Source organism: Paenibacillus sp. LS-5, assembly GCF_056121505.1.
This window is the reverse complement of the sequence record NZ_JBWAVA010000002.1, coordinates 288468-312766: the sequence shown is the minus strand read 5'-3', so window position 1 is coordinate 312766 and position 24299 is coordinate 288468. Positions and strand designations below refer to the sequence as shown.

The window sequence follows — 24299 nt, the reverse complement described above, 5'->3', positions numbered from 1 at the left end:
AGTAGAACATGTTATTAATTGACTTTATCAAGCAATAGCGCGATGACTTGTGCACTCTCTGCGCGGTTCACTTTGTCATGCGGCATGAATAATTGATTTCCTCGACCATTGGTTAAGCCAAGCTCTTGTGCAGCAGCGACCGCATCTACAGCCCAGCCGCTGATCGTATCGGCATCCTTAAAGCTACTCACGCGATTAGGGATAGCTTTTTGTCCTGTATGAAACAAATAAGCTTTGTACACCATGGCTGCCATTTCTTCACGGCTTATGCTCTCCTCCGGTGCAAATGTATTTATGCTTCTTCCGGTTACGATTCCTGCTTCAAATGTAGCGGCAATGGAAGAGGCATACCCTTTAGTAGGATCAACATCCTTAAATGCAACTGACTGTGAAGTCTTTATTCCAAGTGCACGGGTGATCAAAGAAGCAAACTCCGCTCTGCTCACATTTTGCTTCGGTGCGAAGGCCGTTTCACTTACACCTAAGACAATCTGCTTCGCAGCCATCCGTTTAATCACGTCATGAGCCCAATACAATGCATTAACATCTTCAAACGCTCTGTCATAAGTAAGGACGGCAAAAGCACTGAAATGATTCACATTCACCGTCCATTTACCGTTTGAAAAGGTTCCACCCATATACTCCAGATTACCGTCATCGGCGATGTTATAGATACCAGTCAGATCAGGGTTGGAAGTCTTATTTGTATTCCATTTGATGGTGACTGGTTTAGTGAATTTCTCAAGCTTAAGCATTGTGCCGTCTGCCTTCACTATAGACAATTTAAAGTCATAGACCTCTCCTATTGCTGAGATGACCGCATGATTCTTGTTCCCGGCTCGTGCAAGCAGCTCTTTGCTTGCCTCTGAAGAGAATGCATCCATTTCAAAAGAAATGGTCGACTGTTGGAGTTCGCTGTCCGTAACCAGCGCCTGTAATTCCTTTAATACCTCTGCAGGAACTTCAATCTCCGCATCTGCATTTTTAACCTTCAGTGCATTTTTGCCGTCGTTTGCCGCCAAGATCACCGGGAAGTTAACCTGCCATTCTCCCTTTGCCATTTCGAATGACAGGCTGTTCTGATTGTTTGGTTTGCTTGCAGGGATTACTTTAATATCCGGAGGGCTGGTTGGATTTGTTGAACTTGTTGGACTTGTTGGGTTAGTTGGACTCTGTACCTTAACCGGTACATTGAAATCATCAACGTTAATATGACCAAAACCGCCTGTCGATTGATCTACCACCTTAATATAGAGTTCCTGGCCGATATACTGCGATGCATCCCAGATCTTCCGCTGATATTCCTCATAGTTCGTTGCGGTCTCTTTAAATAGTTCTTTGCCGTCCGATGCCCGGACCAGCGCAACATACAGCTTATCGATATCACGCCCGCCGCTGACCAGGAAGTTGATTGTGCCATTCCCGCCAAGGACAAAGTTCTGAGATTTTAGCGTTCCCGTTAAGCTGTCACCGCCAGCTTTCTCGTTGAAGCCCCATAAGTGATAGCCCCCAGGAATTTTATGCGACGGATTAAAGTAGATCGTGTCCCAGAAAAACTGGGCATTCGTCACATGTACATTCTGAAAAGCGTCACCTTCCGTAATCCAGCCAGTTAAATCACCTGTGGCAAAATCATGGTTAGGCAGATCCGAAATATCGGTATACACAGAGTTGTCCCAGTTGTCAGGCACATCTACCGGAGCAGCCGGTTCACCTGTCAGGGCATTCATATTCCATACTTCCATCGACTTAACCGTAATGTTGTTATCGGCCCAGACCTTGAGGCCCAAGGAATCATACCTGCCTACGTAGACGCGGGTTGTCAGCTTTTTCTTGCTATTGGCAAAGGCTTCAACAACCGAGCGGTCGAGGAAAATATGAAGCTTCAAGTTCTCACCATCCAGATCCACGTAACCGCCTTGAATGCCGTCCACGCGCACATCCGGATCAATGCTGCTCTTGGTCCGATCCACATTAAAGGTCCCGTTTGTCTTGTCGTAGTAGATCAGCGTTTCTTCCTCGCCGTTATCGGAGCGTCTTACCTTAATACCGAATTTCCCAGCCTCCTGCGGATCAATTTCCATCACAATCTCTAGCATGTCACCTTTAACATCCTGTATCAATTGGTTGGCAGTCTGCAGATTTTTATCAGTGAAGTCAACCAGTTTATTACCCCGGAGGCTCTGCAATTCTTGAATCGGCTCGATGCGTAATTCATCCTGTTCATCCAAGCTTAGAGAAACTGGCAATGCCAGATTATGAGCCCAACCAGCTTGATATTCAGCCTGCGGCGTTCTTACGTTCTGCACCATCGAGTACACGACCGTTCTTCCGTCAGGTGTAACCATTCCGCTCTCTGCGGTTAAATAGCCATCGCCCACATCCATTTTGGAGGGTGCCGCCTGATCAGGTATAAATTTGAGGTTATCCCGATCCCAGACTCCAATCCAGTAAAAAACTTCAACATCTCTCTGTACATCGTTCGCTGGAGGAACTTGCTCCGGCTTTTCATGCGGATTAATCATAAAAATATACTTTTGCTTGCCCGCACTATCCTTACCTAGCGGCAGCAATACCGGCAGCTCCCACACCGTACCGAGCTCCGGATAAAGGCTTCTGTCACTCACGTACAAAGGACCCTTATACTCCCAGTTGTACATATCATCGGACACATACACCAATGCCGTACCGCTGCTGAAGTCTGGAAGACCCGAAGTCACTAACTGATACCACTTATCCACCTCCTTGTCATACCATACGAATGGATCACGGAACTCGTTATGAATGCCATTTCCATTCTGCTCGGTTACAGGATTTGGATATTTCACCCACTTCTCTAAGTTAGGGTCTGACAGATCTGCAGGAGTTGCCAGCCCTGTTCTTTGGTTCGGTGACAGGGAGTCGTTGCCAGCGGTATAGAACAGCACGGGATTACCGTTTCGATCATACGCTGCGCTGCCTGACCATGTGCCGTCGGGGTCAAGGGTACCCGCTTCGGGTGCAAGAGCGGGTCTTACATTTTCCCAGTGCACCATATCGTCACTTACCCAATGGCCCCAGTGAATTTGATGCCAGTAAGGTCCTTGCGGATTATGCTGATAAAATAAATGATATTTGCCGTTATAATAAATCGGCGCATGCGCTTCATTCATCCAGTTTTGCGGAGGCATGGCATGGTACTGCGGACGATGCTGATCCCCGTCAAATACACTCGGGTCCTCATCAATATCAGCATTCGGAATTTCAGGAACCGAACCGCCGTGCAGTGTCTTCACACTCTCATATTCAGCAAGGATCTCCTGATCGGTAAGAGCTTTGTTTTGCAGCTTAATTTCATCCATAAGTCCGGAAAACATATTGTAAGAGAACAACCCTGCTAACTCTACCGGTTTATTATTTTTACCGATCATCAGATTTTCGGTAGATGGTGTGATCGGAACATTGACAGGGGTCGCCTCTGAAGCTACTTCCTCACCGTTCAGGTATAACTTAATTCTTCCATCCTTTTTGTCGAATGTAGCAGCCACGTAATTCCACTTGTATTTTTCGAGCGGGTGATCCTTTACCCACACCTGAATCCACTGGCCTCCGATCCCGACTTGCATCGACCAAGTACCGTGCCGGTACATGCCAAGTGCGAACCCTTCCGCCTTATCCTGATTGGACTGGCTCACAATTGTAGACAGCTTATTTCCGTCTCCCCATTCGTAGTTGCGCGGGGCTACCCAGGCTTCAAGCGTTAACGCGTCACTTACAGGAATGGTATCCTTTGCATTGACCTCAACATCATTCGAGTATCCATCGAACAGCAAAGCGCCGCCTTTAATGCCGCGCGGAGTCCATCTAGGGTCCTTTGAGGCCATGTATCTGGCGTTATTAAACACATAGTTCACATCATGTGCGAGATTGCTTACCTCCTCAAGCGCCTTTTTTCCTGTGCCTTCATCAAGATTCATGTAGAAAATAGTCCCCGTACTATTCGCTTGAAAAGCATCAACAGAAATACTGGCTTGATTAGATTGATCAATAACCTTGATATAAAGCATCTTATTATAGTACTTCTGCATGTTCCATGAAATCTTCTCATTCGCACTGACATTCCCGGTCTTCTCAAGTAATGTGTTAGTGTTGGCATCGTATAATGCGACGAAGGCGTCCTCAGGATGGACAATGTCTACAACGGTAAAATGAATCGTTCCGGTTCCCTGAAGCGTGAAGGTACTGGAGGTTATTGAGCCCTGTCCCTCTAAAGAGGACCTGGCATCATAGCTGCCTTCTTTACCTGCCTGAGCTTCATTGCTAGCCTGAAAAGCATTCCCCTCCACGGTCCAGCTCTCTAAATTCCCGGTTTCAAAACTAGGATTCCGGATTTCGTTCGGCATAATATTATCTGCCATGACTCCTTCTTCCGGCACGAGTTCATTGAAGGTGTGGAAGGCGTCCGCAAAGATTACGCCCCAATCCGAGTTCCCATTATCGACGAGCTCCACATAAAGCCTCTTACCGATATACTTGGAGAGATCGGCTTTGTATTGCTCCATATTAGCTAGTCTCAATCCTTGTGCCGGATCCGGGAACCCGGACTCATTAAATTCGGTGTTACCGTACCTGGCAATCAGGTTTCCTGTATCCGCATCGATGACGCTCACGTATACTTGATCCGTATGCTTGCCTCCGCCTAATCTAAAGGTAATCCAGCCTGTTCCGCCTAGCTCGAAGGTGCTGGATCGAAGCTTGCCAGTCGCAGACTCGTTATACTTCAATCCGTTTAAATGATAAGTGCCTTCCTGGTTATACGGAATTTGTTCAACCCAGTAGGTTGTTTGGTCCGATACGCTGTTCGGACCAAACGCTCCGCCTTCTATAATGGTCCAGCCTGTTAAGTCCCCGGTTTCAAAGCTGGGATTCTCGATTTGATAGCGTTTGAAATCCGGCTTGATATCCTTAGCCACTATTCCTTCAGCGGGCTCGGCTGCATGGTACATGAAGAAGGCATCCGCAAACATAACCCCCCAATCTGAAGTTGCATTGTCAACGATCTCTATATACAGCTTCTTGCCCAAATATTGGGAAAGATCTGCCTTATATTGCTCCATATTGGCAAGCCGCAAGCCCTGATCGGGATTCGGGAAGCTAACATCAGCGAAGGCACTATTGCCATACCGGGCAAGGACTTGGCCCGTATGGGCCTCCACGATATTCACATAGGATTTATTCGGATTTTTGGCACCGCCAAGCTTGAAGCTGACCCAACCGCTGCCACCCAGCTCGAAGGTGCTGGAACGTAGCACTCCGGTCGCAGCCTCGTCATGCTTCCAGCCGTTTAGATGATAATTACCTTCCTGATTGTAAGGGATTTGTTCTGCCCACCAAGTGGTTTCGTCCGATACACTGTCCTGCCCGAACGCTTGACCCCTGACAACCGTCCAACCTGACATATCCCCAGTTTCGAAGCCTGGATTCTGAATCTGATAGACGGTATCTGTAACCGACAAGCCCACACCATACTTGGGAATCTGATAGACCGCATCCGTAGCTGACAAACCCATATCCGCCTTTGGAATAGACACTCCTCCAGCCTCAGTACCAGAGCTGGCATTCGCCGAGATTCCTGGTGCGACAAGCTGGAGAACCATAACCCCTACAACCACTCTGGAGATCCACGGCCTTCTTCCTTTGACTATACTCATTCAAGAGCCTCCTTCATAATTTCTTATTCATGAAAACAGTGATGCCTGTTTCCGATACGCTCTCCTTGTACAAGGCTGAATAGTTAAGAAGGATGAAAGGAGAAAAATTAAGTAAAGCGCTTCCAATCAGGAGAATGCAAATTATCTTCACTGGTCGTTCTTGGAGCCAAAAGGTAAGAAGCGCCTTAGCGCTTCTGCTACCAAATGGACTGCATATTCCATATTTCAATAGATTTAATAAGGGGTTCTCCATCTCCCCAGATCTTTAGCCCCAAGGCATCCTTACGGCTCGGGTATACACGGGTCGTCAGGCTTTTCAAATTATTGGCATAGGCTTCGACCATGGAGCGGTCCAAATAGATGTGAAGCTTCAGATTCTCCCCTAGCAGCTCCAGCTTACCGCCTTGAACGCCTCTACACTTTTCACCCGGATGCAGTGTTGTTTTCGTCCGGTCTACCAAGAGCTTAGCTTCATCAAAATCATAGTACAGCAGCGTTTCTTCTTCTCCATCCGGTGTACAGCGGACTTTGATTCCAAGTTGTGCAGCATTACGGGGCTCCAGTTCCATCCGAATCTCAAGCATGTCACCTTGTACATCCCCCAGAAGTAGATTAGCTTCAGCCATTGACTTGCTCTGGAGGGATAGCCGTTTGGTGCCTCGTAGCGACTGAAGCTCCTGTATCGGTTCTATTCCCAAGCGCCCGTCATCCCTTAAAAACACGCTTAATGGCAAACCGCCGTTATGAGCCCACCCTGATTGGTATTCAAGTTCAGATGTCCGGTCACCTTGAGCAATTGTGAATACAATATTTCTGCCAGTCTTCGGATCCACCATTCCGCTCGGTCCGGTAAAATGGAAATCACCAACATCGATCAGTTCCGGCTCCTCCTGATCTGGAATAAATGAAAGATTGTGTTTATCAAGCTGACCCATCCAATAGAATACCTCAACATCAGCTCCCTTTCCCACTGGACTGACCAATAACAAATGTTTATGATGCCCCTGTTTGTCGGTACCCAGAGGTAGAAGCACTGGAAGCTCCCAGATCGGTCCAAGATAAGGGTACTTCTGAATATCCGCCTCGAAGAATGAACCTTTGTACGTCCAGTTCAGCATATCCCGGGAGGCAAAGGCCAATGCGGCTCCGCCTGCGCCTTCGATCCCTGAGCCTACCAGAGCATACCAGCCATCATCGTCCTTCCACACAAAAGGATCACGAAAATCTCCGAATGCGCCCATTCCCTTCTTCTGTACAATGAGCGGCTCTGGATGTTTGACCCACTGAACTAAATCCGGGTCTTCATCCCGGGAATAGGTACTCCGGGCCAGCGCAACACTCTGATTGGGTGAAGCACTGTCATTGCCCGCCGTAAAGAACAAGACTGGCAAGCCATCTTCATCATAGGTCGCGCTTCCCGACCAGATCCCGTCCGGTGCCAGCTGATCCTTTTCAGGTGCCAGTGCTACAGGGAGATCACGCCAATGTACCAGATCCTTACTTACCCAATGACCCCAATGAATATGATAGAAGAAGGGGCCCAACGGATTATGCTGATAGAACAAATGATACTGCCCGTCAAAATAGACCGGCGCATGAGGTTCGTTCATCCAATGCGCAGGTGGGCTGACATGATACTGCGGTCTGTGCCGATCCGATAGCAGAGGTCTCCGGTCCAGCTTGATCTCGTCATATTGCACTTGAGGCTTGGAGCCTCCATGTGCACCATCCAGCACATGCTGATAAGATGCAGCCACTTCCTCCTCACTTAAGGCCCGGTTATAAATCTTCAGCTCATCCATGATACCGCTGAACATCTGAAGGCTAAATACTCCAGCCAATTGGCTGCTGTGATTATTCCTGCCAATGAGCAGATCCGTGCCCGCCGCTTCAATTATGCGGGAACCGCGGGGCACGAGACTAGAAGCCACTTCACGGCCATTCAAATACAGCTTGATCACACCTTGATTCCCGTCAAATACAGCATTTATATAAGACCATTGATTCTTGGGGAGTTCAGACCCGTCCGGCGACCAAAGCTCCTTCCAGGTGCCTCCTTCCAGGCCAATCTGAAAGGACCAAGCCCCGTGCCGGAACATTCCAAGAATATAACCTTGCTTGCGTTCCATATTGTGGCGGTTAACAATGGCAGTCAGCTTCCCTTCATGACCCAAGTCATAGGAACGTGGCGCAATCCATACTCCGATACTTAGGGCTGACAGCGATTTTGGCTCGCCTTTTGTGTCTTCTTCATTAACCCGATGGGCTATAGAAGTCGAGTAACCATCGAACAGAAGTCCGCTTCCCGTTACGCCCTGCCTCCACTGGGGGCCGGAGCGTCCGGCAAACTCCTCTTGGTTAAATACGGACTCTATATCATCCCGGATTCGGGATATGCTCTCCAGAGTGCTTGCACCAGTGCCTTCATCAAAGGCCCAGTGCATCACCAGTCCATGATCACCGTTGATAGGGCTCATGCATCATTCCTCCCTTATATCTATTCTGGGACACCATCCGGAGTATGAATGGATTGAAGCGTATGGATCTGAAGCGAATCCAGTACCGCTTGCCCTGATTGTGTGCTTACTTCAACGGTTTCAATTGGAGCATCAGGGAAGATTTGATCTGTCAATGCTACCAATCCATGATCCGCATATACTTCAAGTGCATTGCGGTCTAACCAGATTTGCAGCTTAATCTTTCCACTCTCTGATACCAACCGGGCACCATGCGTGCTTGCAAATGAAGGATGGAAATCCGTCACACCCGATTTCGAACGGTTGATGAACAGCCATTGCTGAACAGGGTCATATCCGATAACAATTTCACTCTGCCCAGAGGAACTCAGCTTAATATGAACCTCATCACCAGACTGGATATCGATATCCGCTTCAATTTCCAGCAGGTCTTCGCTCATCTGCTTAATAAAAGGAGTCTTAGGTGTAACAATAACCCCTTTCCACTTCACTGATTCATTGCGCAGCTGCTCCATTTCCCGCACAGGCATTTGTGACAAAGTAACGCTCCCGCCACGATTCGTCAGTGACAAGACACGTGGCAAAGTCATCGCACCTCTCCATGAGCCGGTAGGTGTCTCGTTAGCATACTTCCAATTGCTCATCCACCCGATGATTACACGGCGCCCGTCTTGCTCAGGTATATCCGACCAGGTAACTCCCGCATAGTTGTCTCTGCCGTAATCCAGCCACAGGATATGATCAGCCGGATTGTCATTAATGAACGTATTTCCGTCGAACTCCCCTATAAAATATTGTGTGCGTGATCCTTCCGGACAGCTTGGATGATCTCCGATACTTATGATCAGTACCCACTTGGAAAGGCCGGTGTCATCCACTGGTAATTCAAAGAGGTCAGGGCATTCCCAAACACCGTCATGCGAACCTTCTCCCTTGCCGAATTCTCCGGTCAGTGACCACTCTAGCAGATTTTTAGACCGGTAGAACCGGGCATGATCTCCCGCAACAATAACCATAATCCAGTACTCACTTTGTGGATGCCAGAATACCTTCGGATCCCGGAAATCTATTAGGCCATCCTCAGCAAGTACAGGATTCCCGGCATACTTATGCCATGTCTCGCCCTTATCACTGCTATAAGCTAAGCTCTGCCGCTGGCGTGGCTGCCCCGTCTCAGGATGATTATCGGCATGGGTAAAGATTGCGACCAGTCCATGGGAATCTTCGAATAATCCGCTGCTATTATTCCAGTCTACTACGCAGCAACCGGAAAAAATGGCTCCATGCTCATCGGGGAACAAGGCGATAGGCATATGCTTCCAGTGCACCAGATCTTCGCTTACTGCATGACCCCAGTGCATAGGGCCCCATTTATTGCTATAAGGATGGTATTGATAGAAGAGATGATAAGCTCCCTCATAATAGACTAATCCATTCGGATCATTCGCCCAGTTGGAGGGAGGTGCGAAATGAAAGCCCGGTCTGAAACGATCGGCATGATTCGGTTTATTGGACTCTATCATCTGGTTAATCTCATCTGTCGTCGGCATAGACCCAAGAGCCCCTTTCCGTGTTGTAACTAACGCTCCGCCGGCATTCGCAAAGGTCAGCATGTTAATGATTTGATGGCTGGTCAGATCTTTCAAAGAACTACCGGTTTCAAGGATTTTATATAACAAACACCCCAGAAAAGCATCGCCTGCTCCTGTAGTGTCTATGGCCTTGACCTGAACTCCCGGCACATATCCATCCTGACCTTCCACACGGTAATAGCAGCCCTTTTCCGCTAAGGTGACAACGATTAACCCGATACCGAATTGTTGCTGAAGCTTTAGCGAACCTTCTTCCACATTGCTGATGCCCGTTATAAAAGATAGCTCTTCTTCCGATACTTTCAATATATTGGCATACTCCATACCCCAAAGAATATTCTGTTTTGCTTCCTCTTTGCTCCCCCATAACGCAAACCGGATATTAGGATCGAATGAGATCAATACACCTGCTTCCTTAGCCTTTAGAACGGCTGTCTTAGTTGCCGTACGGGCAGGTTCATGGGTCATAGACAATGAGCCAAAATGAAGAACCTGGCTGGCTGCAATAAGATCAAGCGGGATATCCTTGGAGTGTAAGAAGGTATCTGCTCCTGGCTTCCGGAAGAAGCTGAACGACCGGTCCCCCTTGTCATCCAGATGGACAAAGGCCAGCGTTGTACTCGCTTCATTCGTAAAAGAAACTTCCGACACATCAACACCGCTGTGTAGCAGGGTATGATGCAGCAAGGAACCGAATTGATCATCCCCGACCTTGCTAATGAGCGCTGACTTGGCTCCTAAACGGGATAGTGCAGCAGCTACGTTAGCCGGAGCTCCTCCTGGATTGCATTCAAATTGCTCATTCCCCCCAGCTGTACGACCTGTTGGAGTAAAGTCTATTAATACCTCTCCGATAGCGATAACATCAAGCACAGTTTCTCCCCACCTATCGTCTATTTATTTATTTTTTCAGATTTGCGTTATAACGGTCCAATCCGGTTTGATAAATTTCCATTAGTTCTTTCAGGCCCATTTTGTCCAGTGTCTTCAAATAGTTGTCCCATTCCGCATCTGCACCGCCATCCACGATGAATCTACCTCTTTGGGTATTTACATACTTAATCAGTTCCGGCTCAATCTTATTGATTTTGTCCAATTCATCTGGCTCAAAGAAAATACTTGGATAGTTTTCTTTTTCCATGTACGGATTGTAGTATTGCTCCAGATCCTTTGCCCGCTGCTGGGCCCGAGGTTCCATATCTACAATTTTTCCGAATTCATCAAATGTAATGACACCAGGCGCACCTGATCCAGGAGCAACCTGTTGACGGAATTCACCTGCAGAGGTTCCTTCAGGAAGTGGCAAATTCACCAGTTTTCCGTTTTCGTCCTTCTTGTATACGATATCTAGCGGACCCCAGTGGATTTGAGCAGCCATGTACGGTTCAAACTGCTGGTCGATCCAACGCATAGTGATTTCGGGATTGCTGTTCGCTTTAGTAATCACAAAAGATCCGCGTCCCGGGCCGCCGCCATTGGCGCGTCCAATCGTTTGATCTCCTTCCGGTCCTTTGAGCGGAGACAATAGAACATAATCCTTGGCACGTTCGGTTCCGACAACTTCTTCGATTTCCCACCACACGTAAGATCCCAGCGTCTCATCCGTTGTTTTTCCTTTGGCCAGATACTGAGCATCATCCTGAGTGAAGGATTCCGGATCGATCAGACCCTGCTTATACCATTTCTCATGGAAATAATTAAGAGCTTCCTTATATTCAGGCTGTACCGCGGTAAAAATTACTTTTCCGTCACGGACGACCCTGTGCTCCAGGTTATCTGGAAGGCCAAAGGCCGCGAAAAGACCGGCGATATCCGAACACCACTGCATGTGTCTGAAGCTGAGCGGGATTTCATCCTGCTTTCCATTACCGTTCGGATCCTTTGTTTTAAAAGCAAGCAGGGCTTCCGTATATTCATCCAGGGTTTGAGGTACTTTCAGACCCAGCTTATCCAGCCAGCTTTTATTGATGACGTGAAAGAAAGGGTTGGTTCCCAGGTTATTCTCTTCAAAGGATGGCAGCCCATAGATGTGTCCATCCGGTGCTGTGATCGATGATTTGATATCAGGACGGCGGTTGAGAAGCGCTTTCAAATTTGGTGCATACTTTTCAATTAAATCCTCAAGCGGTATAAGGGTTCCATCTTTACCATAGTTAATTAACTCATAATCAGTGAATCCGGCTGTATAAAAGGCATCAGGCAGATCACCACTCGCGAGCAGCAGATTTTTCTTTTCTGCATAATCGGTGTCAGGAATGTTCTCCCAGTTAATTTTTACGTTAGTTTCCTTTTCCAAACGTTTGAAAATTTCCAACTCAGAGAACTCAGGTGCCAATGATGCTTTCGGGGATACCATTCTTAAAGTCACTGCTTGTTTAACAATCGGAAGGCCGGTTTGATTGAAATTCGCTTCTTGATTCTGATTACCGGCCTGATCATTTGCTTCGTTACCATTTCCAGAACATCCGCTAAGCGCAAATGCTCCAGCCAGCATTGCAATTCCAGCACCTTTAAATAAAGATTTCATTAGTACATAACCTCCCCTTATTTCGTTCCACAAGTGCAAATCATATATTTCTTTTGCTTATCCTCAGGTCTTCAACTAATCCTGCACACCACCCCCTTTCGAGACCATCCCAGTATCACCCCTTGATGGAGCCGATCATCACGCCTTTCACAAAATACTTTTGAAGGAATGGATACAAAATCAACAGTGGCAGACTCGATACCATAATCACACCGTATTTAATCAGTTCGGTAACGCGCATTTTCGCTGCATAGGATTCCACATCGATCATCATGCCGGAGTTGACCTGATTCTGGACCAGAATGTTGCGCAGCACCAATTGAAGCGGATATTTGCTCTCATCGTTCAGGTAGATCAGAGCATCGAAGAACCCATTCCAGAAGCCGACTACATGATACAGCACCATTACCGCGAGGATCGATTTGGACAAAGGCAAGACAATGCTCCAGAAGAATCTGGTGTTGGAACATCCGTCAATCGACGCCGCTTCCCACATTTCATCCGGTATGGATGACTGAAAGAAGGTTCTTACAATGATGACGTTGAATACACCGCCTGCTCCAGGGATAACCAGTGCCCACATCGTATTCAGCAGATGCAGATCCTTGATCAACAAGTAGGTTGGAATCAGTCCACCGCTAAAAAACATAGTAATCAGCAAAAACCACATAATCACGGATTTTCCTGCCAGATCTTTACGGGCTAACGGGTAAGCCGCAAATACAGTTACAGCTACTCCAATTAAGGTTCCCAGAGTCGCGTATAGAATCGAATTGGCGTACCCGATCCATATGGATGAATCACTGAAGATACGCTCATACCCATCGAGCGTGAAGCCTTTCGGAATCAACCATACCTCGCCGGAGTAGATATAATTGGGATCACTGAAGGATGCAATCAGTACAAAATAGAGCGGAAATAATACGAGCAGCATAATTATGGTCAACAGAACGTAGTTGATAATGTCAAACCAGAAGTCCCCTCTGCTCTTCCTTTTCATAAATTGATTCATAATGAACTCCTCCCTACCACAGACTGGTTTCTGTCATCTTTTTGGCGATCCGGTTAACGGTAAAAATCAGAATAATATTGATAAGTGAATTGAACAGACCCACTGCCGTAGAAAAACTGTATTGGGCCTTCTGAATCCCCATTTCATAGACATAGGTCGGGATGATATTGGAGGTGGCATAGTTCAAATCGCTTTGCATAAGGAATGCCTTTTCAAAACCGATACTCATAATGTTCCCAAGTGCTAGAATCAGCAGTATGACGATCGTTGGCAAAATGCTTGGGATATCCACATACCACACACGTTTCCATTTGCTCGCTCCATCCATAATCGCAGCTTCATGCAGTTCGGGATTGACCCCCGCAAGAGCAGCCAAATAAATAATGGTAGCAAATCCCGTCTCTTGCCAAATGCCTGACAAAATGTAGAGAGGACGAAACCAGCCTGCGTCTGCCATAAATAGAATAGGATTGCCGCCGAACAAGGTGATGACGTGATTCACGATTCCGCTGTTTGGAGACAAAAAAACATTAAGCATGCCGACGAGTACAACAGTAGAGATAAAATGCGGTGCATAGATCACTGTTTGTACAAATTTCTTGTATGATTTACCCAGCATTTGATTCAGCATTATGGCGATGATGATTGGGGCCGGGAAGCCAAACAATAACGAAAGAATACTGAGTGAGAGCGTGTTCGAGATGATGGTCCAGAAGTTATAGGATTTGAAAAAATCCACAAAGTGCTGGAACCCCACCCATTCACTTCCCCAGATCCCCTGACTTGGTGAAAAGTCCTTAAAAGCAATTTGCACACCGTACATTGGATAATACTTAAATACGAGATAAAGAATAATGATGGGCAGCAAAAACAGATACAGTTCATAGTCCCTTTTGAATCGACTCCATCTATTGCGATTTGGTTTGATCATAGAATGATCCGCTCCGCTGGTTCGTGAATTCACTCTTAAACTCCCTCTCCTGTAAAATAATCAGCCATTTTGAAACGTTTCCAATTTAATTTAGATAAAACACCATTTTCTTATGAAACGTTTCCAATTCCTAAAAGAAAAACAATCAGTTATTCAATATAAGCTGATGTTTTTCCAATCCAAAAGGAATCATGTAGTCTCACCTTGTTTGAACATAACGGGGATGCGATATACTTGTTTATCTAAAGTGATGCCTTCAATCTTGTTAAAGAGTAGTTTGATTGTCATACGTGCCATTTCTTCAACAGGCTGTCTGATCGTTGATAATATAGGATGAAAATAAGGATTATCCTGAATGCCATCGTAACCGATGACCTTCACATCCTCTGGAACACGAATGCCCTGCTTACGCGCTCTCTCAATATAATTGGCAGCCAGCATATCGGTAATTGCGAAAATGCCATCTACATCATCATATACATTCAGAAACTCGTTAAAATAAGCATCGTCGTCTACTATGGGGTCCGCCTTCTCGTAGATTACATAATCTACTCCCAGCGTTTCTGCCTCATGAACGAAACCTTCTCTCCGGTTCATGGTTTCACTGAAAACAGAAGTAATGCTCCCCATAAAAGCAGGTTTCTTTGCTCCCGCTTTAACAAGTTCTCTTAACGCCAGACGCCCTCCCTCATAATTATCTGAGGTCACGCAAGTGATTTTCTTGTTAAAGTGTCTATCGATACTTACAATCGGAATGTCGTTGCTTACATTATTCTCGATATCGTTGTAAGTTATGCCCACAATACCAGCCACTTTATTTTGCCGAAGCATATCCAGATAATATAGTTCCTTTTCGGGCTTGCCTCCGCTGTTACATAGCATTAGCTTATAGCCTTCCCGGTCCAATTCATCCTCAATGTAATAGGCTAATTCAGAAAAGAACGGATTCCAGATACTTGGAAGCAACAAAGCTACCATCTTGGATCTCTGCATCTTGAAATTCCGGGCGACTTCATTAGGAAAATAATTCAGTTCTTGTATGGCTTCCTCTACTTTTCTGCGTGTCTTTGGTTTTACCGCGCCGGAATTGTTAATGACTCTGGACACGGTTCCCACTGCAACACCCGCTAAGCTCGCTACATCTTTAATGCTAGTCATCTAACACCCCCGACCTCTCTTATGAAAATTATAATATCATCAAAGTGGAAACGTTTCAATAGTTAATTTGGAAACGTTTCAATACTTAAAATTCAAAAGAACTCGGATTCTAATATTTAATGTTATAGAAGACAAAAAAAGGCCTGTGATCCGCACTTATCCAAGCTGCGGATCTACAAGCCAGAATATTTCTTCTACAAATAACGTTTTTGGAGCAGAATCAATTAGCTCACTGGGCCGACACAGTAATACTGTCCACATTCGGTCCTTCAGTACCGGTAGTGACCAATTTTAGAGTATTCGTTCCTGCAACCATAGGGACTTGAATTGTTTTTTCGCTCCAGGACGACCAGCTTCCGCTTGCAGCAAAGGCGGTATTGCTGATCACTTTGGCACCGTTCACATACACATCCAGGCTTCTTGTTCCCGTTTCCAGTGCATAGCGTAATTTAACATTTTTGGTGCCCGCAACTGCACAATAGACGTTGTTCCACTGAATCGCTGCATCGGCCAGAGCATTAAAGTTAACGTATCCGGTTCCGTTATAACCTGAATTAGTGGTTTCAGCTGCGGCATTAGTCAAGGTTGTGCCCGTTTCAGCTTCATAAGTGGTGCCTGTGCCTGTCCCGCTGCCGCTTCCGCTTCCGAGTGCAGCTACAAAGGTCGTAACACTTTGGGCAGGAAGCTGTGCTGTAAAGGCACCGTTCGACACATTAATGGATGCTCCGGAGGCAACCTTTCTGCTGGCATCCGTTATCCATGTGGACACGCTTGATGCGGTCCCATTCTGCAGGACAAAGTTTTGGCTTGCAGATGAGGTGCCTTTGTTAATGGCAACAATGACCACCTTGTTGTCACCTTTGTATGCGGAGGTGTAGACGTTAGTGTTGGGATTCTTGGTGGTATCCACTCTTACATATCCAGGACGGATGAACTTCGAGAATTGAGCCATACTGTCTCCGCGTTTACTGATCGTACCATCCTCATTCATTGGACCGTATTGTCTGCGGATGTACCACCACACATAGGCCTGGAAATCCGCCTCTACCATAGCATTGTGCATATGATAAGCAACCTCCAGCGCCTCCGGCCAGCGGTTCGCGGAGTTATTGTCACTGTTGGGGTAGTATACTTCCGTCATCCAGAGCTCTTTTCCAGCTCCTTTTTGCTGGAAAAGCGGATAAGGAAAATTGCTGAACGAAGTGCCATAAGTGTGCGTACCCAGAATATCCATATTGGCAAGTGCCTGAGAATCATTCAAAATCGGGTCAGACATATTCTTCAGGTAAGAGAAGGATTCGGGAGCAATGACCCGGCAATTAATGGACCCGGCATTTTCTTTCATGAATTTAAGCATTTCAGCTGGAGTCCACCATGTCCAGGTATGTGCATAATCAGGCTCATTCTGAACGGATATCGCGTACAAGTCCACTCCATTATTCTTCATATAGGTAACGAAATCATTCAGATGCTGGGCATAAGCAGCGTACTTATCGTATCGGAGCCGTTTAGCTGATGTGTCGCCATTGTGGTTGAAGGTCTCCGTCATGTCACTTGGAGGATTCCAGGGTGAAGCGAACACGATGGCTCCGTGTGCAACGGCAGCCTTTGCAGTATCTACTTCGCGGTACCAGTTATTTCTATTATCGTCCACATAGATTCGCAGAACAGAGAATCCCAGCTGGTTCGATTCATTGCCAAAAGCGGTCTCTCTTTGCGCTGCAGTCAAATCTCCAGCCCAAGCCGGGAGGTTGATTCCCCCAAACCCTCGGATCACCTGTTTCTCCGCTGACAAATTAACGGTTACATCGCTTGCAGCTGATACTTTAGGAGGTGCGGGTACTAGCATTACCGACAGCACGGTTACACATGCCAATAATGTACAAAGTGATTTTTTTACACCTGAAATCATCTTTTTCATCTCCTCATAGAGTATTTTTCCGCTAAAATCCTGGTCTAGCCACCTCCTGTCTGACCGAAAGCGAGTGCTCTAACGCGACTAAGCTTGTCTTTATTTTTGCAGTACTTGCAAGCGCTTCCTTTTCTTGTATTATAATAAGTATCCGTCTAATAATCCTTGCAGATAGACACTACTATATTGCGCGGATACCTATAATTCCGGAACGATACGAAGAAAAGGATTGGACGCTATGGACAAGGATACCAACTATATTTTTTCACCTATTAAAGAAGAGCTGATCTGCTTTCATAGAACAACCGATACGGAACTAATCAACCCGGCCTTGCCCTATCACCGCCACGATGCTTATGAGATTTATTTGTTCTTGAGAGGCAATACTTATATGTATCTTGAACAATCCTGTTATAAACTGGTACCTGGCGATTTGATGATCATCAGTCCCGGCGAAATGCACCGGTGTGTCTGTCTTGATACACAGAAGTATGAAAGGATAGGATTGAATATTAAGAGAGCAGCCCTGGATAAGCTTTCGAGTCGCCGCTCTAATCTTTCTTCCTGCTTCGAATCCCATCCTTTTGGACAGAACAATCTGATCCGTCTTACGACGGAGCAGATTAAGTATTACAGCGGGCTCGCGATACAATTGATCTCCTGTCTCGACTCGGAGGAATACGGACAGGATCTTCTGGCGGAAGCCTATGTAACCCAGCTGCTCGTGTTCATCAACACCCTTTACCAGTCTTCCACGCATAGTTCGAACAATATCATGCCTGAACTGGTCGGCAATACCATGACCTATATCAAGAATCATCTGGTCCAAGCCATAACTTCCGAGCAGCTGGAGCGGGAGTTTCATTACAGCGGCAAATATATTAGCCAGCAGTTCAGGGAGCATACCGGACTTACGATCCGCTCCTATATTATCGACCAGCGTGTTTCCCTGGCTAAGGATCTCCTGTCCGCCGGCAAATCTGTCGCCGAAGCCTGTGAGCTTTCCGGGTTCAGTGACTATGCCAATTTTATACGAAGCTTCAAAAAAGTAGCCGGAATATCTCCTGGAAAATATAAAACCAATAGGCATCTTGACATGAATCGCATCAAAGCTGGATGGGGCTGAACCAAGCCACCTTTGCATGGCGCTCGGTTCTGTCCCACCCTCATTGTGCGTATCGCTCACATTCCCCGGCGGCTACCCGATGTTCGCTTCCCAGTAGTCGCCAACCAGACCTTCTATAATGCTGCTGCTTGCCCAGGGCATGAGACAGAACCATGTGCTTGCAGGGGAGCCGTCGCTGTAGGTCTCCGTAACCAGCCCCTCAGAATGACAAAATCTCTCGGACATCCAGCCCGTTAGGCCATGGTCGAACTCCTTATCAAAGCGGTTGTAGGTCTGACACCCCCAGCCGACGGTATCCAGCATCCGCTGCCGGACGTAGGAATCTTCACGCTGCTGTACGAAGTAGTACAGCTCATCCACAATATTACTGGACATCGGATGGATATGCGGATTGGCGACAGAGGTGACGCTTCCCCCGCAGCTGGACCAGCCAATGGTACTTAGCGGCGGTACCTTAATCGGCGAATTGTAAGCAAATTTAAACGTGAATTCATAGTCAATCGCATCCCTCATATGATCCAGATACCGTTCATCGCCAGTAAGGGTGTGCAGATATCTGACAGCCTTGATGTATGCCAGAATCCCTTCGGAGTCTACCGCCTTATCCGCATCTAGCGGAGCACCGTAACACTCCATCCGTCTCACATAGGTTTCATAGTAATGCTTCTCGCTGCGCTTCAGGCTCTCGAGATACGTTCTATCCCCGGAGAGCCAGCTGTAGTATGCCATTGCGGCCATGCACCAGGTTCCGCTGAAGGAATCATATTCAAGCCCGGCACCGGTTCGCTCAGATAGAATGGCCGGGTATTCCCCATCCGAGTTTTTGCTTTTCTCCAATACAAGCAAAACTTTTTTTACGAAGACCATCCAGTCCTCATGACAGTAATTCTTGATCCTTTTTTCAAATTCGTAAGCCTTCATAATATAGAACATTGCCTGTGCGCATAGATAAGCAGAATGTCCCGGAGTGCGCATCCCGTCGAACCACCAGCCCGCTATACTCCATGTACCGTCCTGATATGCCTCATACGGGAGTCCGGAAGCAGGATTCAAAGAATTCACAATGATGTTCTCGATACAGGAAAGTGCCTGCTCGCGCATGGGCTCATCCTCAAGACGCAGTGCGGCCATCAGAACCGGAGTGGCTACAGACAAACCGTCTGTCCAACTGATCGAAAGAATTTTATTATACCGGAACCCCCCTGTCTCCTTGTCCTCATAGACAAACGTGGAATAACTCCGTTCATCGGGCAGCCACGCATATTGATAGATAGCCTTCGACAGGTCAGCGGCAGCCGTACGGATATCACTGCCCGGTCTTGGATACTGATGGTAACGGTAATAGATGTCTTCCAGTGCAGTATTGATGCCCAGCGCGGACTCGGCTTCGTACTCATACAAATCCAAGGTGAACTCCAGCGATTCGGCAGCCGCCAGTTCAAAGCAATTCTCGTCAAGAGGAGCCCGCGTCTTAACCAGACGGGATTTGATGAATAGAAGCGGAGCATTCTCGTAACCTAGCGTATACCCGACCGTTCCGTTAGCAAGCGAGCAGGTATAGCCGCCATACTGGTAGAACTCACCCTGCAGATCCGGCCTCCACTGGATTTTGACTCCATCCTTGCTTATGAAATACGGACTGGCACAGAGGCCGTAAATAGTGCCGTTGTCATATACCAGAGCTGCAGGATGAGACAGGCGGTCACTGCGTACCATCCACCAAGGGGAAGAAGGACGTGAAGGATTGCCTTCTCTCAGTCTGGGGAATTCGTTCGGAACATTCTGGGGAGCCTCTCCGCGGTTTCGGCCATACATAAATGCCGGCAGGAAAAAGCGGGGGTTACCTTTGACAAACGGCAGCTCCACATGAATAACTCCCGACCAGGTTGAGCGGCTTAGATTACTTATTCGCACCACTGCCTGAAATGGCTGCTCCGCGCTGCCGGTCCCGCCTGTGATCTCTACAGAAGAACTTAGTCCATGCCTGTCTAATCCGGTATATTCAATATCTTCTTGATATTTGCTTCTTGCAGTTACAATCAGCTCCACGATAATACCCTCCAGTCTGCTATATAACAAAATACTTGCAATGTTCATTCCTGCATGCTAGGATAATGACATTTTAGAGTAGTTCCAGAGAATAATCATTGCAAATTCCGTTATATTTATTGCGCGAACAGATCAGGAGGTTACTCAGATGAACGACTCTTATGAGCTTCGCTATGATCCCATCCAGAAGGATTTCCTCTACCTGCACAGGACTACTACTTATAATATGGGAACCTTTTATCACCGGCACGAAGCTTATGAGCTGTACTTATTTCTTCGCGGGAATGTCAATTTTTATATTGAAAACAGCTGTTACCGTCTGGCGCCTGGTGATTTGCTTGTGATTAACCCGGAAGAAATGCACCGTTCCTTCAGCCTGGATGAAACTGAATATGAACGGATTACAATTAACCTCCAGAAGTCTTATTTGCATCAGCTCTCTACTCCGGCAACCCATTTATCGGGGTGCTTTGACTACCGCCCGAAGGGGAAAGGCAATATCGTGCATTTAGATGAAGCGCAGCTGAAGCAATATCTACAATTCACAGGTGAGCTGGAGGAGGCGCTTGCTTCTGAGGCGTATGGAACAGATATTAAGGCCAACTGCTGTATCGCTCAATTATTAGTCCTAACCAATGCTATTTTTCAAAATACAAGCTTTCTTCCTACCGATATTATGCCGGAACTGGTTCGTAAAACTATGGACTATATCGAAGCGCATCTTGCGCAGAAGTTCACGCTTGAACAGCTTGCCGGCATTTTACATTTGAATAGTACTTATATTAGCCGCCAGTTCAAGAAACACACTGGATTAACGCTCCGCTCGTATATCGTAGACCGCCGAATCGCACTCGCCCAATCCTATCTCTGCGAGGGACTCACTATCACTGAAGCCTGCTATCAATCCGGATTCAGCGACTATGCGAACTTTATCCGCAGTTTCACCAAAATCGTGGGAATCTCACCCGGCCGGTTCGCCAAAAAAAACGCAAGCCTTCCAGAGTAGAAGGCTTGCGTTTTTTTACAGATTGAGATTGAGGGTAATCTCCTATTCATTAGCCCAGCATCGTTGCTCTGCTCTTACAGTTACTCCGCTTTGAATCGCCTGCTCGATCATCATTCCCAGATAGGTATCTTGAGAGGCCTCTTCAAGACTATAAAAACCGGGTCCCCCGGCTGCATAATCAACCATTTTGCACAGGCACGAAGCAATGGCAATCTCATCGTCAAATAGCCTGGCCGGAATGAACGGATTCTCATACAGCCAATGTTCTCCGCATATAATTCCTTGCAGATAATAACCCTCCGCATTCTCCTCTTCACCTTTGTTGATACGCTTCAGCTCAAGTTGAAGCGGTACGGTATTTTCCTGCTGAATCAAGACACGGTTATCGAATATCTCTCCCCGCTCTCCGCGCACGGAGAGATGATTCGAACGAATCCATGAGCGGTGTTGGTCCTTAGTGAAATCATAAATCCCGAGCCGGTCTCCGAAATCCAGCCAGGCCATGTCCCTTTGCAGCGGAATTAGCTTATCTTCCTTCGGCGGACCACTGCGTGTAGGACCATTAACCCAATGGGATTCAAAACGCATCGCCCGTATGCTGGCTTCCTCAAAACGGATTCCCAGCATTTTGCGGATCAATCCTGCCCCATGATACATATGGGAGACGGAGACTGTCGTTTCGGTTATTCTCCCGAGTCTGCCCGAGCGGATCAGTGACAGACGCGCCTCCTGGACTGGGTGGTATGGGTACTGCTCAGCGACTTGAATTCTGGCACCATGTACGGTAAGTTCCCGGTGAAGCTGCTCAAGCCCCTTCAGATCTGAAGCCGGCGGTGTCTCAGCCAGTACGGGAACCCCCCGCTCCGCCAAGCGGTACATATAATCCAGGCCGGCCGCACCATTGACCGAGACGACTACAAAATCCGGAGCTTCGTCTTTCAGCATCGTATCAAGCGAGCGGTAAGAACGTACTCCCCACTCCCTTTCTACAGCTCTTCCCTGGGCTTCGTCTCTGACCACAACTCCGCTAATCTGAAAACGGTGCGGTAGAGCACGGGCGATCCGGAGAAAATACTGTGCTCGAAACCCCGCTCCCCCGATAATACTAAATCTCACTGTCATACCTGTTTCCCCCCTATCAACCGTTCCCGTAGAATCGCGGTGTCTAGTTCTTAATAAGTTCTGTAGGGTTCATGCCGGTTATCTTCTTGAACAGGGTACTAAAGTAGGGGATATTCTTATATCCAACCCGTTCCGCCACTTCATAGACCAGCATTTTCCGCTCCATAAGCAGCTCCCTTGCCTTCTCGATCCGAACCCGGGTCAGGTAATTATTGAAGGTCTCACCGGTAATATTTTTGAAAATAATAGACAAATGGTTCCGGGAAATGAATACCTTATCCGAAAGCTCGGCAAGTGTCAGTTCCTCCGCATAGTGCTCATGGATGTAACTGGTCATAAAGTCAACAACCTGTCTATGCTTGCTGCTTCCTTTCCATTGCCTGCTGCTGCAGATCCTGCTGATTTTGTCCATAAGCCAGCTTGCCAGCTGATCCGGTACAATTAGGCTGCTGATTTCCTTGGCAATCTGATCATTGGTGAATAGGTCATCCAGTACAAATCCGGATTCATATAACGAATAGGTTATAATTCCCCACAGCTCGCTTCCAAGCATTTGTACGTATCCCTGTGACATACCCTCTTGATTTTTCATATCTGTTATATATTCAAGCACAAGCTGATGGGCTTCGGCTTCCTGCGATGCCTTCATCGCTGTCGCCAGTTTATACGAGAACTTTACCGGAAAAAGGGCGACGTCTCCCGGTTCGCTGCTACTGTTCTCCCGGTACATATATACTTCATGTGCTGAAGCCACGCGCAATGCCCTTTGGTCCATGGCCTGAAACGCTTCCTCCGTCGAGTCGGAGAGCTTCGTCCAGGTATCCTTCACTCCCCCGACTCCTATCCGTGTCACCAGCTTAAGATAACCGCCGATACTGTCATTCAGTCTGATTCCCAGTTCCACCAGTTTGCCCTCTAACGGTTCGAGATGCTCTGGACACGGATGAATAATCAATAAAGAACGGGTACTGTGCAGTTCTGTGTATTCCATCTCCGGGAACAGCTTCCGTGCTACTTCACAAGCGATATTGCTTACTGCAAACCGGAACAGGTTCCAGTCCGAGACGGATAAACATCTAGCCCGCTCATCACGGATCAGTTCAATACCAACCGTAACATGCTTGCGTTCCTGCCAGTAAAGGTATGACGGCGGAAGACGTGTACTGTCTTTGTATGCATGGTCCAGGGTACCGACAGCTGCCGAACGAACCCATTCCTTTTCAACAAAAGGCTCATACAGCGTCATCTTTGACTCAAGCTCCCACTGCCTGACCCGCTTTTCCTCCTCTTCTTCAAGCTCCTGAATGACTTTGGTCAAAATCGACTTTAGCGTTGGCAGACTGATTGGCTTAGAGACGTAGTCACTCACGTGAAACCGAAGCGCCTGTCTTGCATGCTCAAAATCTGAATAACCGCTTAAGATAATGATTTTCCCTTGAAAGCCTTCCTGCCTCAGCTGTTCCATCATATCCAGACCGCTCATTACAGGCATATAAAGATCAGTGATCACAATATCCGGACGGGCATTGCGGATCATATCCAGTCCGTCCTCCCCGTTCAAAGCTTCTCCCACCCATTCAGCGCCCAGATCATCCCATGGAATCGCCCGTTTCATCCCCTTCAGGACTTGGCGTTCATCATCAATGATTGCAATTTTCCACATTACCCCTACCTCCTTAAACACACTGATTTATATC

13 protein-coding genes are annotated in these 24299 nt (G+C 47.2%); 2 read left to right on the top strand and 11 right to left on the bottom strand.

Annotation, left to right across the window (positions count from 1 at the left end; all coding sequences use genetic code 11):
- Window positions 1–14: 14 nt before the first annotated feature.
- The 8 genes from AC0MA3_RS04725 to xynC form a co-directional block, all read right to left on the bottom strand.
- Window positions 15–5690: a GH32 C-terminal domain-containing protein gene (locus AC0MA3_RS04725; protein WP_474655334.1), complete on the bottom strand. Its 5676-nt coding sequence runs from the start codon at window positions 5688–5690 to the stop codon at window positions 15–17.
- 197 nt (window positions 5691–5887) lie between these two features.
- Window positions 5888–8167: a GH32 C-terminal domain-containing protein gene (locus AC0MA3_RS04720; protein ID WP_474655333.1), complete on the bottom strand. Its 2280-nt coding sequence runs from the start codon at window positions 8165–8167 to the stop codon at window positions 5888–5890.
- A 20-nt stretch (window positions 8168–8187) separates the two neighbouring features.
- Window positions 8188–10632: a PfkB family carbohydrate kinase gene (locus AC0MA3_RS04715; protein WP_474655332.1), complete on the bottom strand. Its 2445-nt coding sequence runs from the start codon at window positions 10630–10632 to the stop codon at window positions 8188–8190.
- 28 nt (window positions 10633–10660) lie between these two features.
- Window positions 10661–12286 (bottom strand): ABC transporter substrate-binding protein, encoded by a 1626-nt coding sequence (locus tag AC0MA3_RS04710; protein ID WP_474655331.1) that lies wholly within the window; start codon window positions 12284–12286, stop codon window positions 10661–10663.
- A gap of 115 nt (window positions 12287–12401) precedes the next feature.
- Window positions 12402–13298 (bottom strand): carbohydrate ABC transporter permease, encoded by an 897-nt coding sequence (locus tag AC0MA3_RS04705; protein ID WP_379161431.1) that lies wholly within the window; start codon window positions 13296–13298, stop codon window positions 12402–12404.
- Window positions 13299–13311: 13 nt separating this feature from the next.
- Window positions 13312–14229, bottom strand: coding sequence for an ABC transporter permease (locus tag AC0MA3_RS04700; protein ID WP_474655330.1), 918 nt, complete (start codon window positions 14227–14229; stop codon window positions 13312–13314).
- Window positions 14230–14418: 189 nt separating this feature from the next.
- On the bottom strand, window positions 14419–15387 hold the full coding sequence (locus AC0MA3_RS04695) for a LacI family DNA-binding transcriptional regulator (protein ID WP_474655329.1): 969 nt from the start codon (window positions 15385–15387) through the stop codon (window positions 14419–14421).
- Between the two features lie 229 nt (window positions 15388–15616).
- Window positions 15617–17299 carry a glucuronoarabinoxylan endo-1,4-beta-xylanase XynC gene (xynC, locus tag AC0MA3_RS04690; RefSeq protein WP_474655328.1) on the bottom strand — a complete coding sequence of 561 codons (1683 nt, stop codon included), beginning with the start codon at window positions 17297–17299 and terminating at the stop codon, window positions 15617–15619.
- Window positions 17300–17537: 238 nt separating this feature from the next.
- Between xynC and AC0MA3_RS04685 the strand changes: the two genes are divergently transcribed.
- The gene (locus AC0MA3_RS04685; RefSeq protein ID WP_474655327.1) at window positions 17538–18425 is read left to right on the top strand and encodes an AraC family transcriptional regulator; all 888 of its coding nucleotides are present in this window, start codon (window positions 17538–17540) and stop codon (window positions 18423–18425) included.
- Between the two features lie 72 nt (window positions 18426–18497).
- Here the strand turns inward: AC0MA3_RS04685 and AC0MA3_RS04680 are convergent, their stop codons facing one another.
- Window positions 18498–20474, bottom strand: a complete 1977-nt coding sequence (locus tag AC0MA3_RS04680) for a hypothetical protein (RefSeq protein WP_474655326.1) — start codon at window positions 20472–20474, stop codon at window positions 18498–18500.
- Window positions 20475–20622: 148 nt separating this feature from the next.
- On the opposite strand from AC0MA3_RS04680, the gene AC0MA3_RS04675 reads away from it, so the two are divergent.
- A complete protein-coding gene (locus AC0MA3_RS04675) occupies window positions 20623–21480 on the top strand; it encodes a helix-turn-helix domain-containing protein (RefSeq protein WP_474655325.1) in 858 nt (285 codons plus the stop codon).
- A gap of 42 nt (window positions 21481–21522) precedes the next feature.
- Here AC0MA3_RS04675 and AC0MA3_RS04670 read toward each other — a convergent pair whose 3' ends face one another.
- The gene (locus AC0MA3_RS04670) at window positions 21523–22602 is read right to left on the bottom strand and encodes a Gfo/Idh/MocA family protein (protein WP_474655324.1); all 1080 of its coding nucleotides are present in this window, start codon (window positions 22600–22602) and stop codon (window positions 21523–21525) included.
- Between the two features lie 43 nt (window positions 22603–22645).
- Window positions 22646–24265: a response regulator transcription factor gene (locus tag AC0MA3_RS04665; RefSeq protein WP_474655323.1), complete on the bottom strand. Its 1620-nt coding sequence runs from the start codon at window positions 24263–24265 to the stop codon at window positions 22646–22648.
- Window positions 24266–24299: the final 34 nt, after the last annotated feature.

Coding starts and splice junctions, on each gene's coding strand:
- AC0MA3_RS04695 (WP_474655329.1), bottom strand. CDS start 15,387: ATGACTAGCATTAAAGATGTAGCGAGCTTAGCGGGTGTTGCAGTGGGA.
- AC0MA3_RS04720 (WP_474655333.1), bottom strand. CDS start 8,167: ATGAGCCCTATCAACGGTGATCATGGACTGGTGATGCACTGGGCCTTT.
- AC0MA3_RS04705 (WP_379161431.1), bottom strand. CDS start 13,298: ATGAATCAATTTATGAAAAGGAAGAGCAGAGGGGACTTCTGGTTTGAC.
- AC0MA3_RS04710 (WP_474655331.1), bottom strand. CDS start 12,286: ATGAAATCTTTATTTAAAGGTGCTGGAATTGCAATGCTGGCTGGAGCA.
- AC0MA3_RS04685 (WP_474655327.1), top strand. CDS start 17,538: ATGGACAAGGATACCAACTATATTTTTTCACCTATTAAAGAAGAGCTG.
- AC0MA3_RS04670 (WP_474655324.1), bottom strand. CDS start 22,602: ATGACAGTGAGATTTAGTATTATCGGGGGAGCGGGGTTTCGAGCACAG.
- AC0MA3_RS04700 (WP_474655330.1), bottom strand. CDS start 14,229: ATGATCAAACCAAATCGCAATAGATGGAGTCGATTCAAAAGGGACTAT.
- xynC (WP_474655328.1), bottom strand. CDS start 17,299: ATGATTTCAGGTGTAAAAAAATCACTTTGTACATTATTGGCATGTGTA.
- AC0MA3_RS04665 (WP_474655323.1), bottom strand. CDS start 24,265: ATGTGGAAAATTGCAATCATTGATGATGAACGCCAAGTCCTGAAGGGG.
- AC0MA3_RS04725 (WP_474655334.1), bottom strand. CDS start 5,690: ATGAGTATAGTCAAAGGAAGAAGGCCGTGGATCTCCAGAGTGGTTGTA.
- AC0MA3_RS04675 (WP_474655325.1), top strand. CDS start 20,623: ATGAACGACTCTTATGAGCTTCGCTATGATCCCATCCAGAAGGATTTC.